The following is an 18,502-nucleotide window of genomic DNA, read 5'->3' as shown; positions in this document are numbered from 1 at the left end:
TGATTGCGCTGGCTCACCGTCGATCGACAGTGCTGTTCGCGATGATGCGCGACGGCACCCTCTACGACGCACCGGAACCCCGACCGCTGGCATTAGCTGCTTGACAGATCACATAGGGGCACCCCCCACAAGGGAGCATTCATAGAAGGACGGTTTCATCCACCTGCCGCGATGTTCGACGAGCGCAGCGTCGCCGCGCACCTCTCGTGTAGGGAGCTGCAGTTCCCGTCGAATCGCCGACCACCGAATGCCTCGCAGCGCCGGATGTTCAGTTCGAGAAACGGAACTCCACCACTTTTCGTCACTTGCGGAACATCTCAGCCCGTCAGTGCCCAGGCCATCACTGCCTGCTGAACGGGCATGAGGGAGCGTTTAGCCCCGTAACCGGCGAAGGCGCTGTGTGCGACGGCATTCGGGCTGACCTCTCGTCCCCGAATGAACGGTGGACAAGGGACCAACCGCACTCCGTCCGGAGCAGTATCAAGCAGTTCAGCCGTCACACGATACGGAACGAGCGCCTCGGCGTGGGGACCAGGACCATCCGTGATCACCACGTCAGCTGACAGCATCGCACTGTGCAAGTCCTCCTCCCAGAGCATACCGGGGACGCGCAAGTCAACCGGGCAGCTCGGGTCTGATGAAAGGACAACCATGATCATCGAAGCGCACGACGTGGGCGTCACCATCGGCCGCCACCAGATCATCCACGGGGAATCCGTCCGATGCGTGCCGGGCGAGATGACCGCCCTGATCGGCCCCTCGGGCTCGGGCAAGACAACCTTGCTGCACACGCTGGGCTTACTGCTGCCGCCCACCAGTGGGCGCATCACTGCGGATGGCGCTGTGGTCTCTGGATCTTCCTCCCGCACACGAAGAACCTTCTGGCGCGACCATGCGGCGTTCGTCCTGCAGGACTACGGGATCATCGACGACGAGCCCGTTGCATTCAACGTCGCGATGCGCAAGACCCGCAGCGGCGCTGACCGAACGCTCCGAGCATCTCTGGAGCACGTCGGCCTCTCGGGCCGGGAGGGTGAGCTGGCGAGCCATCTCTCCGGCGGCGAGAAGCAGCGTCTGGCCCTGGCTCGCGCCGTCTATCGCGACGCGAGCCTCCTGCTCGTCGACGAACCGACGGCATCGCTCGACGCCGACAACCGCCAACTGGTCGTGAGCTTGTTCGCCGACTTCGCCCGCCGCGGCGCGACGGTCATCGTGTCCACCCATGACGACGAGATGATCGCGGCCTGCGACCACCAGCACCAGATGAACGCCCCGGCAGCAGTCGCTGTCACGCGCTGAGGAGGAGAAGAACGCATGTCTGAAAGATCCATGCAACGCAAGGGCCGCACCGGACTCATCATCGCCCTCATCGTCGCGATCGCCGGTGCGCTGGCCGCCGGGGCGCTCGCCCTGGGGGGATTCCTGCCCACGGGAGGCGGCATCACGCATCCTCCGTGCGATCAGCTCCCGACCGCGGCCGAGGCCCGTCAGGCCCTGGACGAGAACCCCGAACTCGCGCAGAAGCTGAGCCAGGTCGGCCCAGGCGTCACCGTGACCGTCGATTCCCCCGAATGCGAGAACGAGGACCAGTCGCTGATCGACGTCACCTACTCGAGCAACGACGAGCGCGACCGCATCGACGAGGTGCTCACCGAAGGCAACGGCTTCGGTGTCCCGGTGTACGTCCACGAAGCATGAGGAGACCGCTATTCAGCCGAAGAAGATCGATGCCCGTCGAGCTCCGAGTTTCGAGTCAGAGCGAGATCAGAGTCAACGCCCCCACCGAGAGTACGCCCGCTGCACGACTCGAACCCGCCTCAGAACAGGCCATCCGAGGCCGCTTGCCGGCGACGCTCGCACACCCCCAGAAATGAGAACCAGCCCCTGCGGAAGCTCCGCAGGGGCCGATCAAAAGCGCAGGTCAGCGCAATAAGCGCTGGGCAACTCATGGTTGACCGGAACTCATCCGTCGAACCAAACCGGAGAGCCGGAGCATAAAACCCCTGGTCAGAGCCGCTTCTTCGACGTTGAACCTGAACTCCACCGCATTCCGGCACGTACAGCCATCTGTCTGCCACCAGTGCCATTCGCTATGCATCACTTCCCGCAGGACCTGCACGGCTCCCCATCAGGTCTCAGTATCCCGATTCGCTGTCCACCGACGCGGCGCGCTAATCGTGGGGCCACGCCTCCGGCGAGCGGATAGCATGATCGTCCATGTGCGCGATCAATCTCTGGGCGGTGAACGCCGCGGCCTTCACCACCGAGTTCCAGCAATTCACCACGGAACGGCTCGGCGTCGCGCCCGTCGACGAAGAGATGAGCATCGGCTCGAGCCGTGTGCGCGGTTCTTCGCGCGTCTTCACCCTGACAACACGCATGTGCGACTGCGACTCACTGATCGGCCGGCGGGCCGATCCTGCGTGCGAGGACGAGATCAGCGCGGAACGCTGGCTCGGCTGGCTTCGCGAATTGCCCGATCATGTCCCGCATGTCTCCCGCATCGCCGTCCTCCGCGCGTGGAGCCCCGACGACGATGTCGTCACCCCGCAGCGCTCTCGCGGCATCCGGATCGGCGAACTCAATGAGACGACTCTGCGCGACATCCGCGACGACATGCTGCTGACGCTCGACTACCCGCGGGCCTGGTAGAAGGCGAACACCCCGGCCGTCATCGACGACCGGGGCGATGCACGCAGAAGCGGCAGTTCACACGTTGAACCGGAACTCCACCACGTCACCATCATGCATAACGTATTCTTTGCCCTCCATGCGGACCTTGCCCGCAGCCTTGGCGTCCTGCATCGACCCAGCAGCGTCGAGGTCTTCGAACGAAACGATCTCGGCCTTGATGAACCCGCGCTCAAAGTCGGTGTGGATGACACCAGCCGCCTGCGGAGCTTTGTCGCCCTTCTTGATGGTCCAAGCACGCGCTTCCTTCGGGCCAGCGGTGAGGTAGGTCTGCAGGCCAAGCGTGTCGAAACCGACGCGCGCGAGCTGGTCGAGGCCAGATTCTTCCTGGCCGAGCGATGCGAGTAACTCCTGCGCTTCCTCAGGATCGAGATCGATGAGCTCCGACTCAGTCTGTGCATCCAGGAAAACAGCCTTTGCCGGAGCAACCAGCTCGGCAAGCGAGGCGAGCTTGGCGTCGTCACCCAACACACCCTCGTCGATGTTGAAGACGTAAATGAACGGCTTCGCCGTGAGGAGACCCAGCTCGCGAATCGGTTCGAGATCGAGGCTCGATGCCGACAGCAGTTGGCCATCGTTCAGGACCTTGAGTGCTTCCAGAGCAGTCGAGTGCGTTTCAGGAGTAACCGTCTTGTGCTTGAGGCCCTTTTCGTACCGGGGTAGCGCCTTCTCGATGGTCTGAATGTCCGCGAGGATCAGCTCCGTGTTGATGGTTTCGAGGTCGCTCTCAGGCGAAACTTCCCCGTCAACATGGACCACATCAGGGTCGCTGAATCCGCGCACGACCTGGGCAATCGCATCCGCCTCACGGATATTCGCGAGGAACTGGTTTCCCAGACCTTCGCCTTCGGACGCGCCCTTCACGATGCCTGCGATGTCGACAAACGACACAGTCGCGGGCAGGATGCGCTCGGAGCCGAAGATTTCGGAGAGTCGCCCGAGGCGTGTGTCGGGAAGTTCCACGACGCCCACGTTCGGTTCGATCGTCGCGAAGGGATAGTTCGCGGCGAGCACAGTGTTCTTGGTGAGCGCATTAAAGAGGGTTGACTTGCCAACGTTGGGCAGACCGACGATTCCAATAGTAAGAGCCACGAGGAGCCAGTCTAGTCGTCTTGTCGGTCGCCCGTGCGACCATGGAAAGTGATGCCAGTAGATTTCGTCGCCATCGACTTTGAAACCGCGAACCGCTCCCCCGCCTCGGCCTGCCAGGTGGGCCTTATCCGTATCCGCGATGGCAAAGTGGTCGACAGCGAGGACTGGCTCATCCAACCACCCGAAGGGCACAACGCATTTGCACCCTTCAACGTGAAACTGCACGGCATCAGTGCGGCTCGAGTTCGTACGGCACCGGATTGGCCGAACACGCTCGGCCGCATCCTCGACTTCGTGCGTGGGGATGTGCTCGTCGCCCACAATGCGCCGTTCGACATGGGTGTGCTGGTCGCGGCTACGCGCGCATGCCACATGCAGGTGCCACAACTGCGCTATTTCTGCTCGCTACGACTCGCGCGAAAGAGCTATGCCCTGCCCTCCTACTCGCTGCCCAATGCATCCCGCGCGGCTGGTTACACCCTGCATAACCACCACGACGCGCTTGCTGATGCCGAAGCCTGCGCCGCCATCGTCGTTGATGTTTCTCACACGCGCGGTCGGCTTAATATTGACGAGCTAAGTAAAGTGACCGGGGTTCAGATTAAGAGTCTGCGCCCAAGCGACCCGCCAATGTTGGACAGTCTCGTCGCGGGCGCCACTTTCTAGCCCAGTCCGCTTTCGAAATCAGGAGATTCACTGTGGCAACACCCCGTTGGCAGCAGCTACTCGCGCACCCCGAACAGGTCGATCCCTCGGGTGTGGATATCGCGGTGATTGCCGACGCGGGTGATGCCGGTTACCGCGCCACACTTGGCTCCTGGAACAAGCTCCGCTTCGGCACCGATCGGGATGCCCACGCGGCAATCGCGTACATCCTCGCGGAAGCCTTTGAGGACGGTCGCGGCCTCGAAGAAATTGCCAGTAGCTGGCAAGAAACCTTCCCCGAGGAAATCGCGTGGCGGGCACTCATTGGCCAACCTTCGAAGATTCTCACTTCCGTGTTCGGACCAAAAGCGGTGGCCGAACTGCGTTCCTGGCTCGAGTCGAATGGCAGCGGGGCGCTGCCCAAAGATGCTGCCCGGGCAGCACGACTGCTGCGTGCTGACGACCGGGGTGCGGTCTACCTCGAGCTACGTCGGATGCTCGTCAACAGCGCCGAACCCGAAGAACTCGACGCCGCCGAGCGGATCGCCGATGATCTCCTCGTAGCTGCAGCCTCCGGGACCCCCGACCGCGCCGAAGTTCGACGCACCGTCCTCGCGTATTGGGGTGAAGAACCACCGCTCGACGACGTACCGACGGCAGAGCCGGATCCCGGCGAGTCCCCCGCATCCTGGGAAGCCACCTGTGAACTGATTGCGCGCTCCACGCAGCCAGCCTTCGCGGACCGTGTGATCGAGATTGTCTTTGCCGACGACGAGTCGTGGAATGGACCGGGAAGTGATGCGGAGGCGCTCGTCCATGCTCTCGGAGACTCTGCCGGTGCAACGGCGGATGCCAAGCTGCTCGATATTGCCAAGGCACAGGTGCCGATGTCCGGGCTTGCGGTGCGCACCCTCGCCTCCCGTCGTCGTCGCCTCGCGGGCGCCGAACCGGAGCTGCTGGCGCGCCTCAACGCCATCATTGTGGGGATGCGCGACCAAGGCATTCTCGAGGCCACGCCGGGACCAAAGACTCGACTCGCGCTCGCGCGTGATCGAAGTGCCGACGAGGACCCGCAGAAGGTGGCAATGACGGTGGCCAGCGCCCTCGGTCGTTCCACCGGTGATGAGCTCGCCCCCGAATGGGCTTCATTCGCCGCGTGGTTGGCAGGCGCTGACTTGCCGGGCCCAACTCCGGTGCCCGCCGCATCCGCGCGCCGTCGAGGTGACGATCGCGGGCGCGGACGCCTCTTCGGCCGCCGCTAGCTCCGCGCGTCCGGATGCGTACCTTGGGCTTCCCGGAGCGGATGTCCCAGAAATGTCGTTGGCTCATGCGAGTCTTCGGGCATGGAAACAGCCTGGATATTTCTCGCACTGATCATCGGTGTCGCGCTCGGCCTCGCCGGGTGCTATTTCGTGTTCCGCTCCCGCCTGGCGGACTCCGCCAATCGCGCCACGAGTGCGGAGGCTCGGGCCGGTGAATTGCGGCAGCAGCTCGAGCTGCAGCAGCGTCAACATACAAGCCAAGAACAGGTCCTGCGTGAGCTGGCGCCCGTTCGGGAAGAGCTCGGACGGATGCGGGGCACCGTGCGCGAGCTCGAGCAAGAACGCAATGAACTCCACGGCAAGATTTCGGAGCAGTTGCGGGTCCAGGCTCAGGCCGATGCGGAACTGCGTGCATCGACAGAACAACTCGCCTCGGCGTTACGCTCAAATACGGAGCGGGGCAACTGGGGCGAGGCACAGCTTCGCAATCTCTTGGAGTCAGCCGGCATGCTCGAGCACGTCGACTTTGATCTCCAACAGCAGTTCACGACTGAGGACGCTACCTTGCGACCCGACGCGCTGGTGCACCTCCCCGGTGAACACGCGCTGATCATCGACTCGAAGGCGCCAATGAGCCGGTATCTCGAAGCGATGCAAATCCCCACTCCCGGCACCGAAGCCGACCAGAAGCTTCGGAAGCAACTCCTCCACGAACACGCCCGCACCGTCCGCGGTCACGTGGATGCGCTGCGCAATAGGGACTACCCCGCGGCTGTCACAGGTTCCCCCCGATTGGTGATCGCCTACCTGCCGAGCGAATCCGCCCTCTCGGCAGCCGTATCGGCAGACCCGATGCTGCTCGACTATGCCTTCGGCAAGAACGTGGCGCTCGCCTCACCGGTGACGCTGTGGGCAATCCTGCGCGCCGTTGCGGCTGCATGGCAGCAAGAGCGGGTGACTGAATCAGTGTCGGAAGTACTCGAATTGTCGGCACAGCTATACACGCGCCTCGGCACGGCCGCCGGACATCTCGCAAAGCTTGGCAAACAATTGCGCGGTTCGGTGGAAGCCTACGATAGCCTCGTCGGTTCACTCGAGACCCGAGTGTTCCCCACCGCCAGAAAGCTTGGTGAATTCGATGCCGCAGCAAAGCCCCTGCAAAAGAGTGTGACGGTGGAAAAGACACCGCGCCCGCTCAGCGCACCTGAGTTCACGGAACTCGGCGAGGCAGAGCAGGCGCGGGTCTAGCGCACCGAGACGATTAGTCTTCGTCGTTGAGCCACTTGTCGCTGCGGTGTACCGCGGTCACGCGACGGAAGGTACCCGAACGTGCACGGAGGACGACCGAGTCCGTGGTGATCTGGTTGCGTTCGCGGTTAACCCCGCGAACCAAACCACCGTCGGTGACACCGGTACAGACGAAGAAGGTGTTGTCCGTACGAACCAGGTCGTCCTGGGTCAGGACTGCATTAAGGTCGTGCCCGGCATCAATTGCATTCTGGCGTTCTTCGTCGTTGCGCGGGTAGAGCCGACCCTGCATCACACCGTCGAGTCCCTTGATCGCACAGGCGGTGATGATGCCCTCCGGGGTGCCGCCAATACCGACACACATGTCGATTCGGCCATTTTCGAGTGCCGCGTTGATTCCACCGGCCACGTCACCGTCAAGCATGAGCTCGGTACCGGCTCCCGAAGCGCGCACGTCTGCGATTAATTTTTCGTGGCGCGGGCGGTCGAGGATCGCGATGTTCATATCTTCGACATCTTTGCCGAGAGCGTTCGCGAGGTCCTTAATGTTGTCCGCGATCGGACGGTCGAGGTCGATGATGCCCTTACCGGCGGGACCGGCAACGATCTTGTCCATGTAGAACACCTCTTTGGGGTTGTACATGGTGCCACGGTCGGCCACCGCAATCACGCTCAAGGCGTTCTGTCGACCGGCGGCAGTGAGGCTAGTACCGTCAATCGGGTCAACTGCGATATCGCACAGCGGGCCGCGGCCGTTACCCACGATCTCGCCGTTAAAGAGCATGGGCGCTTCGTCCTTCTCGCCCTCACCGATTACGACTTCCCCCTGGAACTCGACGGTGGCGAGGAACTTGCGCATTGCATCCACTGCCGCACCATCGGCCGCATTCTTATTGCCACGCCCAATCCACGGGACCGCGCGGATGGCCGCGGCCTCGGTGGCGCGGACGAGCTCCATAGCCAGGTTGCGGTCTGGGTGCTCGATCAGTTCCGCTTTGTGCGAGCCTGAGTCGGTAGCTTCGGTCACGATGAACCCTTTCGACGTTTTACATCTACGGGGTCAAGACTAGTTGGGTCACAGTCGGGTTTCGGTGAACGAGCATGGATAGACTGCGAATGTCGTCCGATACAAAGGAGCTCATATGCCAATTGCAACGCCCGACCAGTACGCGCAGATGCTTGACCGTGCCAAGGAGAACGGTTTCGCTTACCCCGCCATCAACGTATCCAGCTCACAGACGATCAACGCAGTCCTGCAGGGCCTTACCGAGGCAGGCTCCGACGGCATCATCCAGGTGACCACCGGTGGCGCCGATTACTTCGCTGGTCAGACTCGCACAGCACGTGCATCCGGCGCACTTGCCATGGCAGCCTTCGTGACCGAAGTCGCAAAGAACTACCCGATCACCGTCGCGCTCCACACCGACCACTGCCCCAAGAACGCACTCGACACCTTCGTGCTGCCGCTGCTGGAAGCCTCGGAGGAGGCCGTCAAACGCGGTGGTGAGCCAATCTTCCAGTCGCACATGTGGGATGGCTCCGCCGTACCGCTCGAGGAGAACCTCGAAATCGCGAAGGAACTGCTCCCCCGCATCAGGAACAACAACCAGATCCTCGAGGTCGAGATTGGTGTTGTTGGCGGCGAAGAAGACGGCGTCATGGCCGAGATCAACGACAAGCTTTATACCGACCTCGAGGATGCCATCGCGACCGTCGAAGCGCTCGGACTCGGTGAGCAGGGCCGCTACATGGCCGCGCTCACTTTCGGAAACGTGCACGGTGTCTACAAGCCTGGCAATGTGAAGCTCCGCCCCGAACTCCTCGCCGACATTCAGGCGGGCCTCGCCGAGAAATACGGCACCGGTCCGAAGCCGCTTGACCTCGTCTTCCACGGCGGCTCCGGTTCGAGTGATGAAGAAATCGCCACCGCGGTTGCGAACGGTGTCATCAAGATGAACATCGACACCGACACGCAGTACGCATACTCCCGTTCGGTCGCCGACACCGTGCTGAAGAACTACGACGGCTTCCTCAAAATCGACGGCGAGGTCGGAAACAAGAAGGTCTACGACCCCCGCTCCTGGGGCAAGAAAGCCGAGTCTGCGATGGCCGCTCGCGTCATCGAGGCGACGCAACAGCTGGGTTCGCACGGGCAGTCGCAGTCCATCTAGTGTCGAATCAAGATCCAACCGGGCCTCGGGGCAATACTCCGGGGCCCGGTCCCGTTCTCTCGCCCGAAGAAATCCGCAAGCTGCGACTGCGCAGCGACCGAATGATCGGCATCATGCTGTTCATCATCGGAGTGTTCGCAACCGTCGTGAACATGGCAAACCTCACCGGCGACGCGCTCGCCCAACAGGGTGCCTTGGCATTTGAAACTTACGGGCTTGGCGAATACCACCGTCCGGCAGATCTCGCGGCCATCGGCTGGGTCGGTGTGGCCTTGCATCCCCTGAACTATGCGATCTGGCTCTATGTCGCGCTCAAACGTTGGCAAAACCGGAAATTCGCCGCCTGGTGTGCCTTCGTTGGGGCAGTCATTGCCATTGTCATTAGCGCTGCGGTGATGATGACGGCCTTCAGCATGCATCCCGAAATCATTGACTGGATCCAGCATGGCGCACCAATGCCAGCTCCAACGCAGACGCCTTAGCGGGTACGGCCACCGAGAGCACGCTTGTCCTCGCGGAGATCTTTGCGCAGCTCCTTCGGGAGCGAGAACATGAGATCTTCGACTGCGGTTTCGACCTCTTCGACAGCGGTATAGCCCGCAGTGGCAAGCGCGGCGATCGTCTCTTCGACCAGCACTTCGGGGACCGAGGCACCCGAGGTGACGCCAACCGTGGCAACGCCCTCGAGCCATTCCTGTCGGATCTCATCGGCATAGTCGATGCGGTACGCCGCCTTCGCACCATATTGCAAGGCAACTTCCACAAGCCGCACGGAGTTCGAGGAGTTGGCCGAACCAACCACGATCACGAGCTCGGCGGCGGGCGCGATGTTCTTGATCGCCGCCTGACGATTGGTTGTGGCGTAGCAAATGTCATCGGATGGCGGGTCTTGTAGGTTGGGAAACCGTCGACGCAACCGGTTCACGGTTTTCATGGTTTCATCAACCGAAAGCGTGGTTTGCGAAAGCCAGACGACATTGTCGGGGTCGGTCACTTCCACAGTGTCGGCTTCTTCGGGATTGTGTACGATCGTGACGTTCTGCCCGCCATGCCCCGCGGTACCTTCAACCTCTTCGTGACCATCGTGACCAATCAATAGGATCTGTTGACCCCTCTTCGCGAAGCGCGTCGCTTCCCGGTGCACCTTGGTTACCAATGGACAGGTCGCATCGATCGTCTGCAAGTCACGCTCGGCCGCCGCATCCTTCACCATCGGCGAAACACCGTGAGCCGAAAACACCAGGTGCGATCCCTCGGGAACCTCATCGACTTCATCCACGAAAATCGCCCCGCGAGTCTCCAGCTCGCTGACCACGTGCTTATTGTGGACGATCTGTTTACGCACATAAACGGGTGCACCGTAGGTTTCGAGGGCTTTATCCACAGCCACCACCGCGCGGTCAACCCCGGCACAGTATCCTCGAGGGGCGGCCAACAGCACACGCTTGCGGCCGCTCACGGGGCGGTCCTCAAGCACCACCGCAGCTCGTGGTACCCGCGGAGTCGGAAGGTGAACGACGGGATCAGTCACCCCCTCAGCTTACAGATCCGCATCGAACACACAGATCAGGAATGGGATGCACATGGCAGCGCCGTCAAGCCCCGAACAGCCGTTTCAGGTGAGCTTCATCTCACAATCGGTCCGCGAGTGGATTAGCCGGCTCGGTGCCGCTTGGATTGAAGGTGAACTGACCAGCTTCGATATCCGAGGTGGGCATGCCTATGCGAAACTGCGTGACCTGAACGAAGACGCGTCGGTGTCGCTGACCATGTGGCGCAGTGTCCGCGAGCGCATCGACGGCGAATTCAAGAAGGGTGACCGCGTCATCGTGAACGCGAAGCCGGACTTTTGGGTCAAGGGCGGCACGCTCTCATTTCAGGTCTACGACATGCGGCACGCCGGTGTCGGCAATCTCCTCGAGCAGCTCGAGAAACTTCGCCGCAAACTCGCCGCGGAAGGGCTCTTCGCTCCCGAGCTCAAGAAACCGCTCCCTTTCCTGCCGCAAAAGATCGGTCTGATTACCGGTCGCGATTCCGATGCCGAAAAGGATGTGCACCGCAACGCGGAGCTACGCTGGCCCGCGGTGGAGTTCCGTACCATCCACACGCGCGTGCAGGGCGATAACACCGTCCCCGAAGTCATTGCCGCCATACAGACCTTGGATGCCGACCCGGAAGTCGATGTCATCATCATTGCCCGCGGCGGTGGCGACTTCCTGCACCTGCTGCCATTCTCCGATGAGGCACTCGTACGCGCCGCCGCGAGCGCGCGCACCCCGATCGTGAGTGCCATTGGCCACGAGGCCGACCGACCGCTCCTCGACGAGGTAGCAGATTTGCGTGCATCCACCCCCACCGACGCCGCCAAGCGCGTGGTGCCCGATGTTGCCGAACAGCTCAATCTCGTCGAGCAGGCGCGGGCGCGCATCCGCCGAAACGTCACCGAAAAGATTCGCGTGGAGACACAGTATTTTGAGTCGCTTCGCACACGTCCCGCGATTGCGAACCCGGTGTGGATGGTCGACCAGCGCGGTGAGGAACTCATGCGTTTGGCTGCTCGCGGGGTTGAACTTGTCGAGCGGCAGCTCGACTATGCCGCAGATGTCACCAAGGGTCTGCGGCTGCGACTGAATTCACTATCACCGCTTGGCACCCTGCAGCGCGGCTATTCCATCGTGGAAAAGGTCGAAGCAGGCACCTCGAGTGTGGTCACCGCGACCGACGAGGTCTCCCCCAATACCAAGCTCAGTATCCGAGTCACCGATGGACGAATCGAGGCAACCGTAGAATGAACACCATGGCAGCATCCGAAACCCCCGCACCCCGGCCGGTAGCCGAGCTCAGTTTCGAAGAGGCGCGCGACGAACTCGCGCTTATTGTGCAGTCCCTCGAACAGGGATCACAAACGCTCGAAGACTCGCTTCAGCTCTGGGAGCGTGGAGAAGCCCTCGCCGCGCGCTGCGAACACTGGCTCAAGGGTGCCCGCGAACGCCTCGAGCGTGCGCGTGAAGAACATTCCGCGCCGACCGCCGCGGCCGATAAGGAGTAATACAACTTGGCCAAGCGCCCAAAAAAACCCGCCATCGTTGCTGAGCTCGGTCGTCCCGAGACGCCCGAGGAGACGGCAGCCCGCAAGGCGGAAAACTCGCGTCTCTACCGTCAACGCAAGACCATCAACAACTTGGTCGCCGCGATCGCGGTGTCACTGTTGGCCGTCGCGGTGATCGTGTTCATGGTGCCGCGAGACGACTCCGAAAAATTGCGCGATGTCGACTATCAAGCTGCAGCCGCGCAGGCGCAACCCGGTTACGATGTGGAGCTTCTCGCGCCGGACGTACCCGACCAGTGGCAATCCAACTCGGCGGAGATCCGTCAGGGTGCTGACGGTGTGTTCGAGTGGTACATGGGCTTCATGATTCTCGATGGTGACCTGGCCACCGAATACGTTGGTCTCAGCCAGGGCATTAATGCCAATGACACGTGGACGTACGAGAAGCTCGACCGCCGCACCCCGACGGGGTCGATCACAATCAACGGTGTCGAGTGGATTGAGTACGACTACACGGACCTCAGCACCGACGAAGCCGGCAACACTCGGTATTCCTTGGTGCGCGAAGATGCTGGCTCGACTGTCCTGATCTACGGCTCGCACACCGCCGAGGCCGTCCAGGAACTCGCTTCCCGCATCTCCTAAGTGCCAATGCGCGCTGTGACGTGCGCGGCATTAACGAATCGAGGTGGTCACCGCAGTGACCACCTCGATTCTTCGTTAGGACTGCGCCAATGAGACCTAGAGGTTGGGGCTCGTCATCTTCAGGACGTCGAGCTTCTCGTCGAGCTCAGCTTCGCTGATTTCACCGCGCTCGACAAAACCGAGGTCGATTACGGCCTGGCGGACGGTGACCTTGTTCAGCACTGCGTGCTTGGCGACCTTGGCTGCCGATTCGTAGCCGATCACGCGGTTGAGCGGGGTCACGATCGAGGGCGAAGACTCGGCAAGTTCGCGAGCACGCTCCTCGTTGGCTTCCAGCCCGTCGATGGTCTTCTCCGCGAGGACCTTCGAGGAGTTTGCCAGCAGTCGAATCGACTCCAGCAGGGCCGTTCCCATGACCGGGATCTGCACGTTCAGTTCGAAGGAACCCGATGCGCCGCCAAACGCGATTGCAGCGTCGTTACCGATGATGCGCGAGCAGACCATGAGGACGGCTTCCGGGACCACCGGGTTGACCTTGCCGGGCATGATCGAGGAACCGGGCTGCAGATCGGGCAGCGCGATCTCGCCGAGACCGGTGTTCGGGCCCGAGCCCATCCAGCGGATGTCGTTGTTGATCTTTACGAGCGAGACCGCAATCGTGCGCAGTGCGCCCGACGCTTCGACGAGGCCGTCACGGGCCGACTGTGCCTCGAAGTGGTCCGCAGCTTCGTGCAGCGGCAGGCCGGTGTGCTGCGCGAGCTCGGCGATAACCTGCTCGGAGAAGCCCTTCGGGGTGTTAATACCGGTACCGGTTGCGGTACCGCCCAGCGGCACTTCAGCAACGCGTTCGATGGTCGCGTTCACGCGGTCAATCCCGAGACGGATCTGGCGCGCATAGCCGCCAAACTCCTGGCCGAGGGTAACCGGGGTGGCGTCCATCAGGTGGGTGCGACCGGACTTCACCACGTCCTTCCACGCGGCAGCCTTGGTCTCCAGCGAAGTCGCAAGCTGGTCAAGCGCGGGGATGAGGTCCTCGAGGAGTGCGCCGGTTACGGCCACGTGAACCGAGGTTGGGAAGACGTCGTTCGAAGACTGTGAAGCGTTGACGTGGTCGTTCGGGTGAACGGTGTCGCCGAGCGAAGCGGTCGCGAGGTGAGCGAGCACCTCATTCGTGTTCATGTTCGAGGAGGTACCCGAACCGGTCTGATAAACATCGATCGGGAACTGATCGAGGTGCTTGCCGCCGATGATCTCTTCGGCAGCGGCGACGATCGCATTCGAGCGATCTTCGTCAATGATGCCGAGCTTCGCGTTCACGATTGCGGCCGCACGCTTGATCTCTGCAAGGGCAATGATCTGACGAGCTTCGAGGCCCTGACCGGAGATGGGGAAGTTCTCCACGGCACGCTGCGTCTGCGCGGCGTACAGGGCGTTCTTCGGAACGCGGACCTCCCCCATGGTGTCGTGTTCAATGCGGAACTCGGAATCCTGATTTTCCACCACTGTGAAACCTTTCGATGAAGGGATGCGTAACCTCTCCAGGTTACGCGAAGTAGCCTGCCCAGTACCCGAGCAGCAGAAAAGGGCCAAAGGCGATCTGCAGATTCCGCCGCCGGTGGCGAATGAGGGCGGCCACCGCCACCAGTCCCCCAGCCAGTATTGCCACGAATGCAGCCAGCAGTACCGCATCCAACGCGAGCAGCCCGAGACCAACCGCGAGCGGGAACAGCAGCTTCACGTCGCCCATCCCGAGCCCGCCGCCGAGCGCTGCCAGAAACGCGCAGACAACCGCCGCGATCCCCGTCAATAATGCCGTCAGTGGGAACGCGCCTTCAAGCCACCACGCCAATCCGAGACCTACGCACGCGACCACCCAGCCGGGCATCACCAGCGCGTTCGGCAGTCGATGCTCGACAATATCGACGTGCATGAGCCGCGGGGTCACCAAAGCGACCCAGCAGGCAACAAAACAGGCGGCAGACAGTTCCACCCGGCCCACGCTAGTGAAATTGCGCGAACCGGGTGGCTGTTGTCCACAGGCCTCAGTTGATGTTGTAGTCCTCCAGCAGGTCCGTCACGAGCGCCGCGATATCGCTGCGCTCGGACCTCGTGAGCGTGATGTGACCAAACAACTCGTGCCCCTTGAGCGTTTCAATCACCGAGGCAACCCCGTCGTGTCGGCCCACGCGCAGGTTGTCTCGCTGGGCAACATCATGGGTGAGGACGACTCTCGAGTTGACCCCGATGCGGGAGAGCATGGTCAAAAGCACATTGCGTTCCAGCGACTGTGCCTCATCCACGATCACGTAGGCGTCGTGCAGCGAACGACCGCGAATGTGCGTGAGCGGCAGGATCTCGATGATGTCCCGATCCATGACCTCGTCGATGACGTTGTCCGAGACGATCGAGCTGAGAGTATCGAACACCGCTTGCCCCCACGGGTTCATCTTTTCGTCCTGGTCACCCGGCAGGTAGCCGAGTTCCTGGCCACCGACGGCATAGAGCGGGCGGAAGATCATGATCTTCCGGTGCTTTCGACGCTCAAGCACACTCTCAAGCCCCGCGGCAAGCGCCAGGGCCGATTTGCCGGTGCCAGCTTTACCTCCGAGCGAGACAATGCCCACATTCGGGTCAAGCAGAAGGTCAATCGCCAGCCGCTGCTCCGCGGAACGACCGTGCACCCCGAAGACCTCCCGGTCTCCGCGCACGAGCCGCACCTTTTCTGGGCCGACCACGCGACCCAGTGCTGAGCCCCGTTCCGATTGGATGATCAGCGACGTGTTGATGGGCAGCCCATCCACACCAAAGGTTTCGATTTCCTCTTGCTCGTAGAGTTCCGCCATCTCATCGGCGGTGAGGCTCACCTGCGCGGATCCCGTGTAGCCGGTGTCCACGGCAAGTTCGTGACGATACTCATCCGCATTCAAGCCGATGGACGACGCCTTGATTCGCATCGGCAGGTCTTTCGAGACCACGGTGACGCTATTGCCCTCCGCGCTCAGGTTCGCCGCCACCGCGAGGATGCGCGAGTCGTTATCTCCGAGTCGCATGCCGCTTGGCAGCACTTCCTGATTTGAGTGATTGAGTTCGACTCGCAGGGTGCCGCCCTCTTCGCCCACGGGAACCGGTTCGGAGAGTTGGCCGTGTTTCATGCGCAGCTGATCGAGCAGGCGCAGTGCCTGCCGCGCAAAATAGCCAATTTCGGGGTCGTGTCGTTTCTTCTCCAATTCGATGATGACGGTAATCGGTAGCACGACTTCGTGCTCATCAAACCGATAGATGGCGCGCGGGTCACTCAACAAAACGGAGGTATCGAGCACGTAAACCACCAGATCAGTGGGGGTTTGCGGCGATACCTCCGGAATGTCAGAGTGCAGCGGGTGTTGGATGCTTGTGCTAGTCACGGCCCTCGAGCTCCCTTCGACCGAAACGTAATTGTTCCGATGTCTGCACCGTAACGTCGAGGGGCAACACCTCCGCGCAACAACGGTCGGTTTTACCGAACCTTTACCCACTGTTTAGCGAGCACGAGAATCTGCTGGGGCTGCAGTGACAATTGTGAACTCCTGTGACGCTTTTCCGAGCCTAAACTCTCATCCTCCACTTGAAGGAAGTTCTCTGCTCGGCGTGTCGACAAGAGCGAACGGCGCCCCGCTATTGTCCTATTGCCCGTAGCGGCGCGAGCGGCTCGCGTAGTCACGCAGGGCCCGCAGGAAGTCCACTTCGCGCAAGTCCGGACCGAGCGCCTCCACGAAATAGAACTCCGAGTGCGCTGACTGCCAGAGCATGAAATCACTCAGCCGCTGTTCTCCCGAGGTGCGAATCACCAAGTCCGGATCCGGCTGCCCGCCCGTGTACAGGTGCTCACCGATCAGTTCCGGGGTCAGGATTTCGCCGAGTTCTTCCAGCGACCCGCCGCTTTCGGCGTGCGATTGCACAATCTTGCGCATCGCATCCACGATCTCTTTGCGACCGCCGTACCCGATGGCGAGATTCACGTGCGGGCCACCACCGGGGTGTCGGTGTCGGCAGGTTTCTTCGAGCGTGGCCGCAAGTTCCGGATCTAATCCCTCGGATGAGCCGACGTGCTGAACCTGCCACCGTTCGTTACTCGCCAGATCGCGTGCGAGCTGGCCAATGATGCCCATAAGGTTTTTGAGTTCTTCGGAAGAACGACCGCGAAGATTGTCTTGGGACAGGAGATAGAGAGTGACCGTGCCGATCCCCGCGCGATCACACCAGGAGATAAATTCCACCATCTTGGCCGCGCCCGCACGATGGCCGGCAGCAGCATCCTGCAGGCCAAGCTGCTTGGCCCAGCGACGATTCCCGTCGATGATCATGGCAACGTGCTGCGGCCGGGCGTGGGTACGCCGCAGGGCTCGCCACAGGTTCCGCGCGTACAGCTTGTACAGCCACGCCGGTGGGCGAAAACCTCGACGACGCTTCACACGCACGCCCTAACTACCCGGAGTCGGATGGTCATCAGAGTTCTCTCGTGAAGCGTCATCCTCGTCCCCACGTCCGGTGTCGGCAAGACGCGCCTCTTCTTCCTCCGCCTCACGTTCCAACTGTTCCCGGATCGCCCAACGCTCTTGAGCGCGTGCCGAACGACGCATCAAACTCATCGCGAGCACCCCCACGGCGAGGAAGAGAAATACCGTCGCGAAAAAGCCCAGCGGCCCCGGCGTGACATCGTTCGGGTCGTAGGGTTGGTCCGGAGTCGGAGTGGCCTCGGCCAGCCAGAGGACTCCTCGGGTAAGGCCGCGTTCCATCAAATGCAATTAGTTGGTCCCTTCAAGTACCACTCCGGCGAACAAGTCGGTCTCCGGCAGCTCCGTTGGCACCCGGCTCTCCACGAGTTCGTAGGCGTCGTACGGGTACGCAATGAGCTCGAGGTCGCGGGGATAGCCAAAGAAGAATTCATTATCCGGAGCCACCTGGCTCGCATGCGCCCGCAACGCGTCATCACGCCGGTCGAAGTACTTCGAAATTTCAATCTTTGTGGTGCGTGCCCGCTGCTGTTTGACCATCCGACTGAGCGCCATTTCCATGCGGTCCTTGAGGTGCACCAGCTCCGGGTGATCCTTCAAGTGATCCAACATGGACTTTGCCCGTTCGTCGTTCATCGTCCGGTCAAAGTAAAGCTTCTGTGGCTGCCACGGCTCGCCGAGTTCGGGATAGACATCAGCACCGGCCAATTCCCAAGCGAGCATCGAAATCTCGTGGGTACGAATGTGGTCCGGATGCGGGTAGCCACCGGTCTCGTCATAGGTCACCAGCACGTGAGGCCGGAATTCGCGAATCAGCTGGATCAACGGGCGAACGCTTACCTCCGCGGGAATCGCCGCGAAGGAACCCGCGGGTAGCGAACCATCCTCGCGCGCCATGCCTGAGTCTCGATACCCCAACCAACGGTGCTCAATGCCTAGAATTCGCTGCGCCTCAGACATTTCCACCCGACGCAAACCCGGCAGGTCGCGCTCCGCGTGGGCACGAGCGTGCACGCCAGTGTTCAGCACATCGCCTGCTTCTCCGCCCGTGCAACTCACGACCATTACCTCATCGCCGCGATCCTCATAGGCCGCATACGTGCCAGCGCCCTTGCTCGATTCATCATCGGGATGCGCGTGGACGGCGAGAAGTCGAAAGGTCATCGATTACTCCTGTAAAGACGAACAAGTACGCTCGGATAAGCT

At 61.8% G+C, this 18,502-nt stretch carries 20 protein-coding genes; 11 read left to right on the top strand and 9 right to left on the bottom strand.

The window, feature by feature from the left end:
• Nucleotides 1-651: 651 nt before the first annotated feature.
• The 3 genes from F8O05_RS08655 (at nucleotide 652) to F8O05_RS08645 (ending at nucleotide 2,652) form a co-directional block, all read left to right on the top strand.
• Nucleotides 652-1,299 carry an ABC transporter ATP-binding protein gene (locus F8O05_RS08655; protein WP_158052325.1) on the top strand — a complete coding sequence of 216 codons (648 nt, stop codon included), beginning with the start codon at nucleotides 652-654 and terminating at the stop codon, nucleotides 1,297-1,299.
• Nucleotides 1,300-1,314: 15 nt separating this feature from the next.
• Nucleotides 1,315-1,698, top strand: coding sequence for a hypothetical protein (locus tag F8O05_RS08650; protein WP_158052324.1), 384 nt, complete (start codon nucleotides 1,315-1,317; stop codon nucleotides 1,696-1,698).
• Between the two features lie 519 nt (nucleotides 1,699-2,217).
• Nucleotides 2,218-2,652, top strand: a complete 435-nt coding sequence (locus tag F8O05_RS08645) for a hypothetical protein (RefSeq protein WP_158052323.1) — start codon at nucleotides 2,218-2,220, stop codon at nucleotides 2,650-2,652.
• A gap of 57 nt (nucleotides 2,653-2,709) precedes the next feature.
• Here F8O05_RS08645 and ychF read toward each other — a convergent pair whose 3' ends face one another.
• A complete protein-coding gene (ychF, locus tag F8O05_RS08640; RefSeq protein WP_158052322.1) occupies nucleotides 2,710-3,783 on the bottom strand; it encodes a redox-regulated ATPase YchF in 1,074 nt (357 codons plus the stop codon).
• 51 nt (nucleotides 3,784-3,834) lie between these two features.
• Here ychF and F8O05_RS08635 point away from each other — a divergent pair, with 51 nt between their 5' ends.
• The 3 genes from F8O05_RS08635 to F8O05_RS08625 all read left to right on the top strand — a co-directional run bounded on the left by F8O05_RS08635 (nucleotide 3,835) and on the right by F8O05_RS08625 (nucleotide 6,938).
• A complete protein-coding gene (locus F8O05_RS08635) occupies nucleotides 3,835-4,449 on the top strand; it encodes an exonuclease domain-containing protein (RefSeq protein ID WP_158052321.1) in 615 nt (204 codons plus the stop codon).
• 32 nt (nucleotides 4,450-4,481) lie between these two features.
• A complete protein-coding gene (locus tag F8O05_RS08630; protein WP_158052320.1) occupies nucleotides 4,482-5,690 on the top strand; it encodes a hypothetical protein in 1,209 nt (402 codons plus the stop codon).
• An 81-nt stretch (nucleotides 5,691-5,771) separates the two neighbouring features.
• The gene (locus F8O05_RS08625; RefSeq protein WP_158052319.1) at nucleotides 5,772-6,938 is read left to right on the top strand and encodes a DNA recombination protein RmuC; all 1,167 of its coding nucleotides are present in this window, start codon (nucleotides 5,772-5,774) and stop codon (nucleotides 6,936-6,938) included.
• A gap of 13 nt (nucleotides 6,939-6,951) precedes the next feature.
• Here F8O05_RS08625 and glpX read toward each other — a convergent pair whose 3' ends face one another.
• Nucleotides 6,952-7,896, bottom strand: a complete 945-nt coding sequence (gene glpX, locus F8O05_RS08620; protein WP_158052343.1) for a class II fructose-bisphosphatase — start codon at nucleotides 7,894-7,896, stop codon at nucleotides 6,952-6,954.
• A gap of 184 nt (nucleotides 7,897-8,080) precedes the next feature.
• Between glpX and fbaA the strand changes: the two genes are divergently transcribed.
• Together fbaA and F8O05_RS08610 are read left to right on the top strand one after the other, a co-directional pair.
• Nucleotides 8,081-9,109, top strand: coding sequence for a class II fructose-bisphosphate aldolase (gene fbaA, locus F8O05_RS08615; protein WP_158052318.1), 1,029 nt, complete (start codon nucleotides 8,081-8,083; stop codon nucleotides 9,107-9,109).
• Nucleotides 9,109-9,591: a DUF6264 family protein gene (locus F8O05_RS08610; protein WP_158052317.1), complete on the top strand. Its 483-nt coding sequence runs from the start codon at nucleotides 9,109-9,111 to the stop codon at nucleotides 9,589-9,591. The genes fbaA and F8O05_RS08610 overlap by 1 nt, the downstream gene beginning before the upstream one ends.
• On the opposite strand, the gene F8O05_RS08605 is transcribed toward F8O05_RS08610, so the two are convergent.
• The gene (locus F8O05_RS08605) at nucleotides 9,588-10,640 is read right to left on the bottom strand and encodes a 4-hydroxy-3-methylbut-2-enyl diphosphate reductase (protein ID WP_225735806.1); all 1,053 of its coding nucleotides are present in this window, start codon (nucleotides 10,638-10,640) and stop codon (nucleotides 9,588-9,590) included. The two genes, F8O05_RS08610 and F8O05_RS08605, sit on opposite strands and share 4 nt — an antisense overlap.
• 52 nt (nucleotides 10,641-10,692) lie before the next feature.
• Between F8O05_RS08605 and xseA the strand changes: the two genes are divergently transcribed.
• Genes xseA through F8O05_RS08590 form a run of 3 tightly spaced genes read left to right on the top strand, consistent with a single transcriptional unit; the run spans nucleotide 10,693 to nucleotide 12,803 of the window.
• Nucleotides 10,693-11,901, top strand: a complete 1,209-nt coding sequence (gene xseA / locus F8O05_RS08600; RefSeq protein WP_158052316.1) for an exodeoxyribonuclease VII large subunit — start codon at nucleotides 10,693-10,695, stop codon at nucleotides 11,899-11,901.
• Between the two features lie 5 nt (nucleotides 11,902-11,906).
• Nucleotides 11,907-12,158, top strand: a complete 252-nt coding sequence (locus tag F8O05_RS08595) for an exodeoxyribonuclease VII small subunit (RefSeq protein WP_158052315.1) — start codon at nucleotides 11,907-11,909, stop codon at nucleotides 12,156-12,158.
• A gap of 6 nt (nucleotides 12,159-12,164) precedes the next feature.
• Nucleotides 12,165-12,803 carry a DUF4245 domain-containing protein gene (locus F8O05_RS08590; RefSeq protein ID WP_158052314.1) on the top strand — a complete coding sequence of 213 codons (639 nt, stop codon included), beginning with the start codon at nucleotides 12,165-12,167 and terminating at the stop codon, nucleotides 12,801-12,803.
• Nucleotides 12,804-12,899: 96 nt separating this feature from the next.
• Here F8O05_RS08590 and F8O05_RS08585 read toward each other — a convergent pair whose 3' ends face one another.
• The 6 genes from F8O05_RS08585 to mca all read right to left on the bottom strand — a co-directional run bounded on the left by F8O05_RS08585 (nucleotide 12,900) and on the right by mca (nucleotide 18,460).
• Entirely contained in the window at nucleotides 12,900-14,303 is a 1,404-nt protein-coding gene (locus tag F8O05_RS08585; protein ID WP_404811363.1) for a class II fumarate hydratase, read from the bottom strand.
• Between the two features lie 43 nt (nucleotides 14,304-14,346).
• Nucleotides 14,347-14,793 (bottom strand): prepilin peptidase, encoded by a 447-nt coding sequence (locus tag F8O05_RS08580; protein WP_158052312.1) that lies wholly within the window; start codon nucleotides 14,791-14,793, stop codon nucleotides 14,347-14,349.
• 52 nt (nucleotides 14,794-14,845) lie between these two features.
• Entirely contained in the window at nucleotides 14,846-16,180 is a 1,335-nt protein-coding gene (locus F8O05_RS08575; protein ID WP_225735811.1) for a PhoH family protein, read from the bottom strand.
• Between the two features lie 285 nt (nucleotides 16,181-16,465).
• Complete coding sequence (locus tag F8O05_RS08570; protein WP_158052311.1) at nucleotides 16,466-17,254, bottom strand: isoprenyl transferase; 789 nt, start codon at nucleotides 17,252-17,254, stop codon at nucleotides 16,466-16,468.
• A 9-nt stretch (nucleotides 17,255-17,263) separates the two neighbouring features.
• Nucleotides 17,264-17,578: a hypothetical protein gene (locus tag F8O05_RS08565; protein WP_158052310.1), complete on the bottom strand. Its 315-nt coding sequence runs from the start codon at nucleotides 17,576-17,578 to the stop codon at nucleotides 17,264-17,266.
• 9 nt (nucleotides 17,579-17,587) lie between these two features.
• The gene (gene mca / locus F8O05_RS08560) at nucleotides 17,588-18,460 is read right to left on the bottom strand and encodes a mycothiol conjugate amidase Mca (RefSeq protein ID WP_158052309.1); all 873 of its coding nucleotides are present in this window, start codon (nucleotides 18,458-18,460) and stop codon (nucleotides 17,588-17,590) included.
• Between the last annotated feature and the right edge of the window lie 42 nt (nucleotides 18,461-18,502).

The sequence above is a fragment of the Gulosibacter chungangensis genome (genome assembly GCF_008831155.1).
Lineage (GTDB): Bacteria > Actinomycetota > Actinomycetes > Actinomycetales > Microbacteriaceae > Gulosibacter > Gulosibacter chungangensis.
This window is presented reverse-complemented; position numbering and strand designations above follow the sequence as displayed.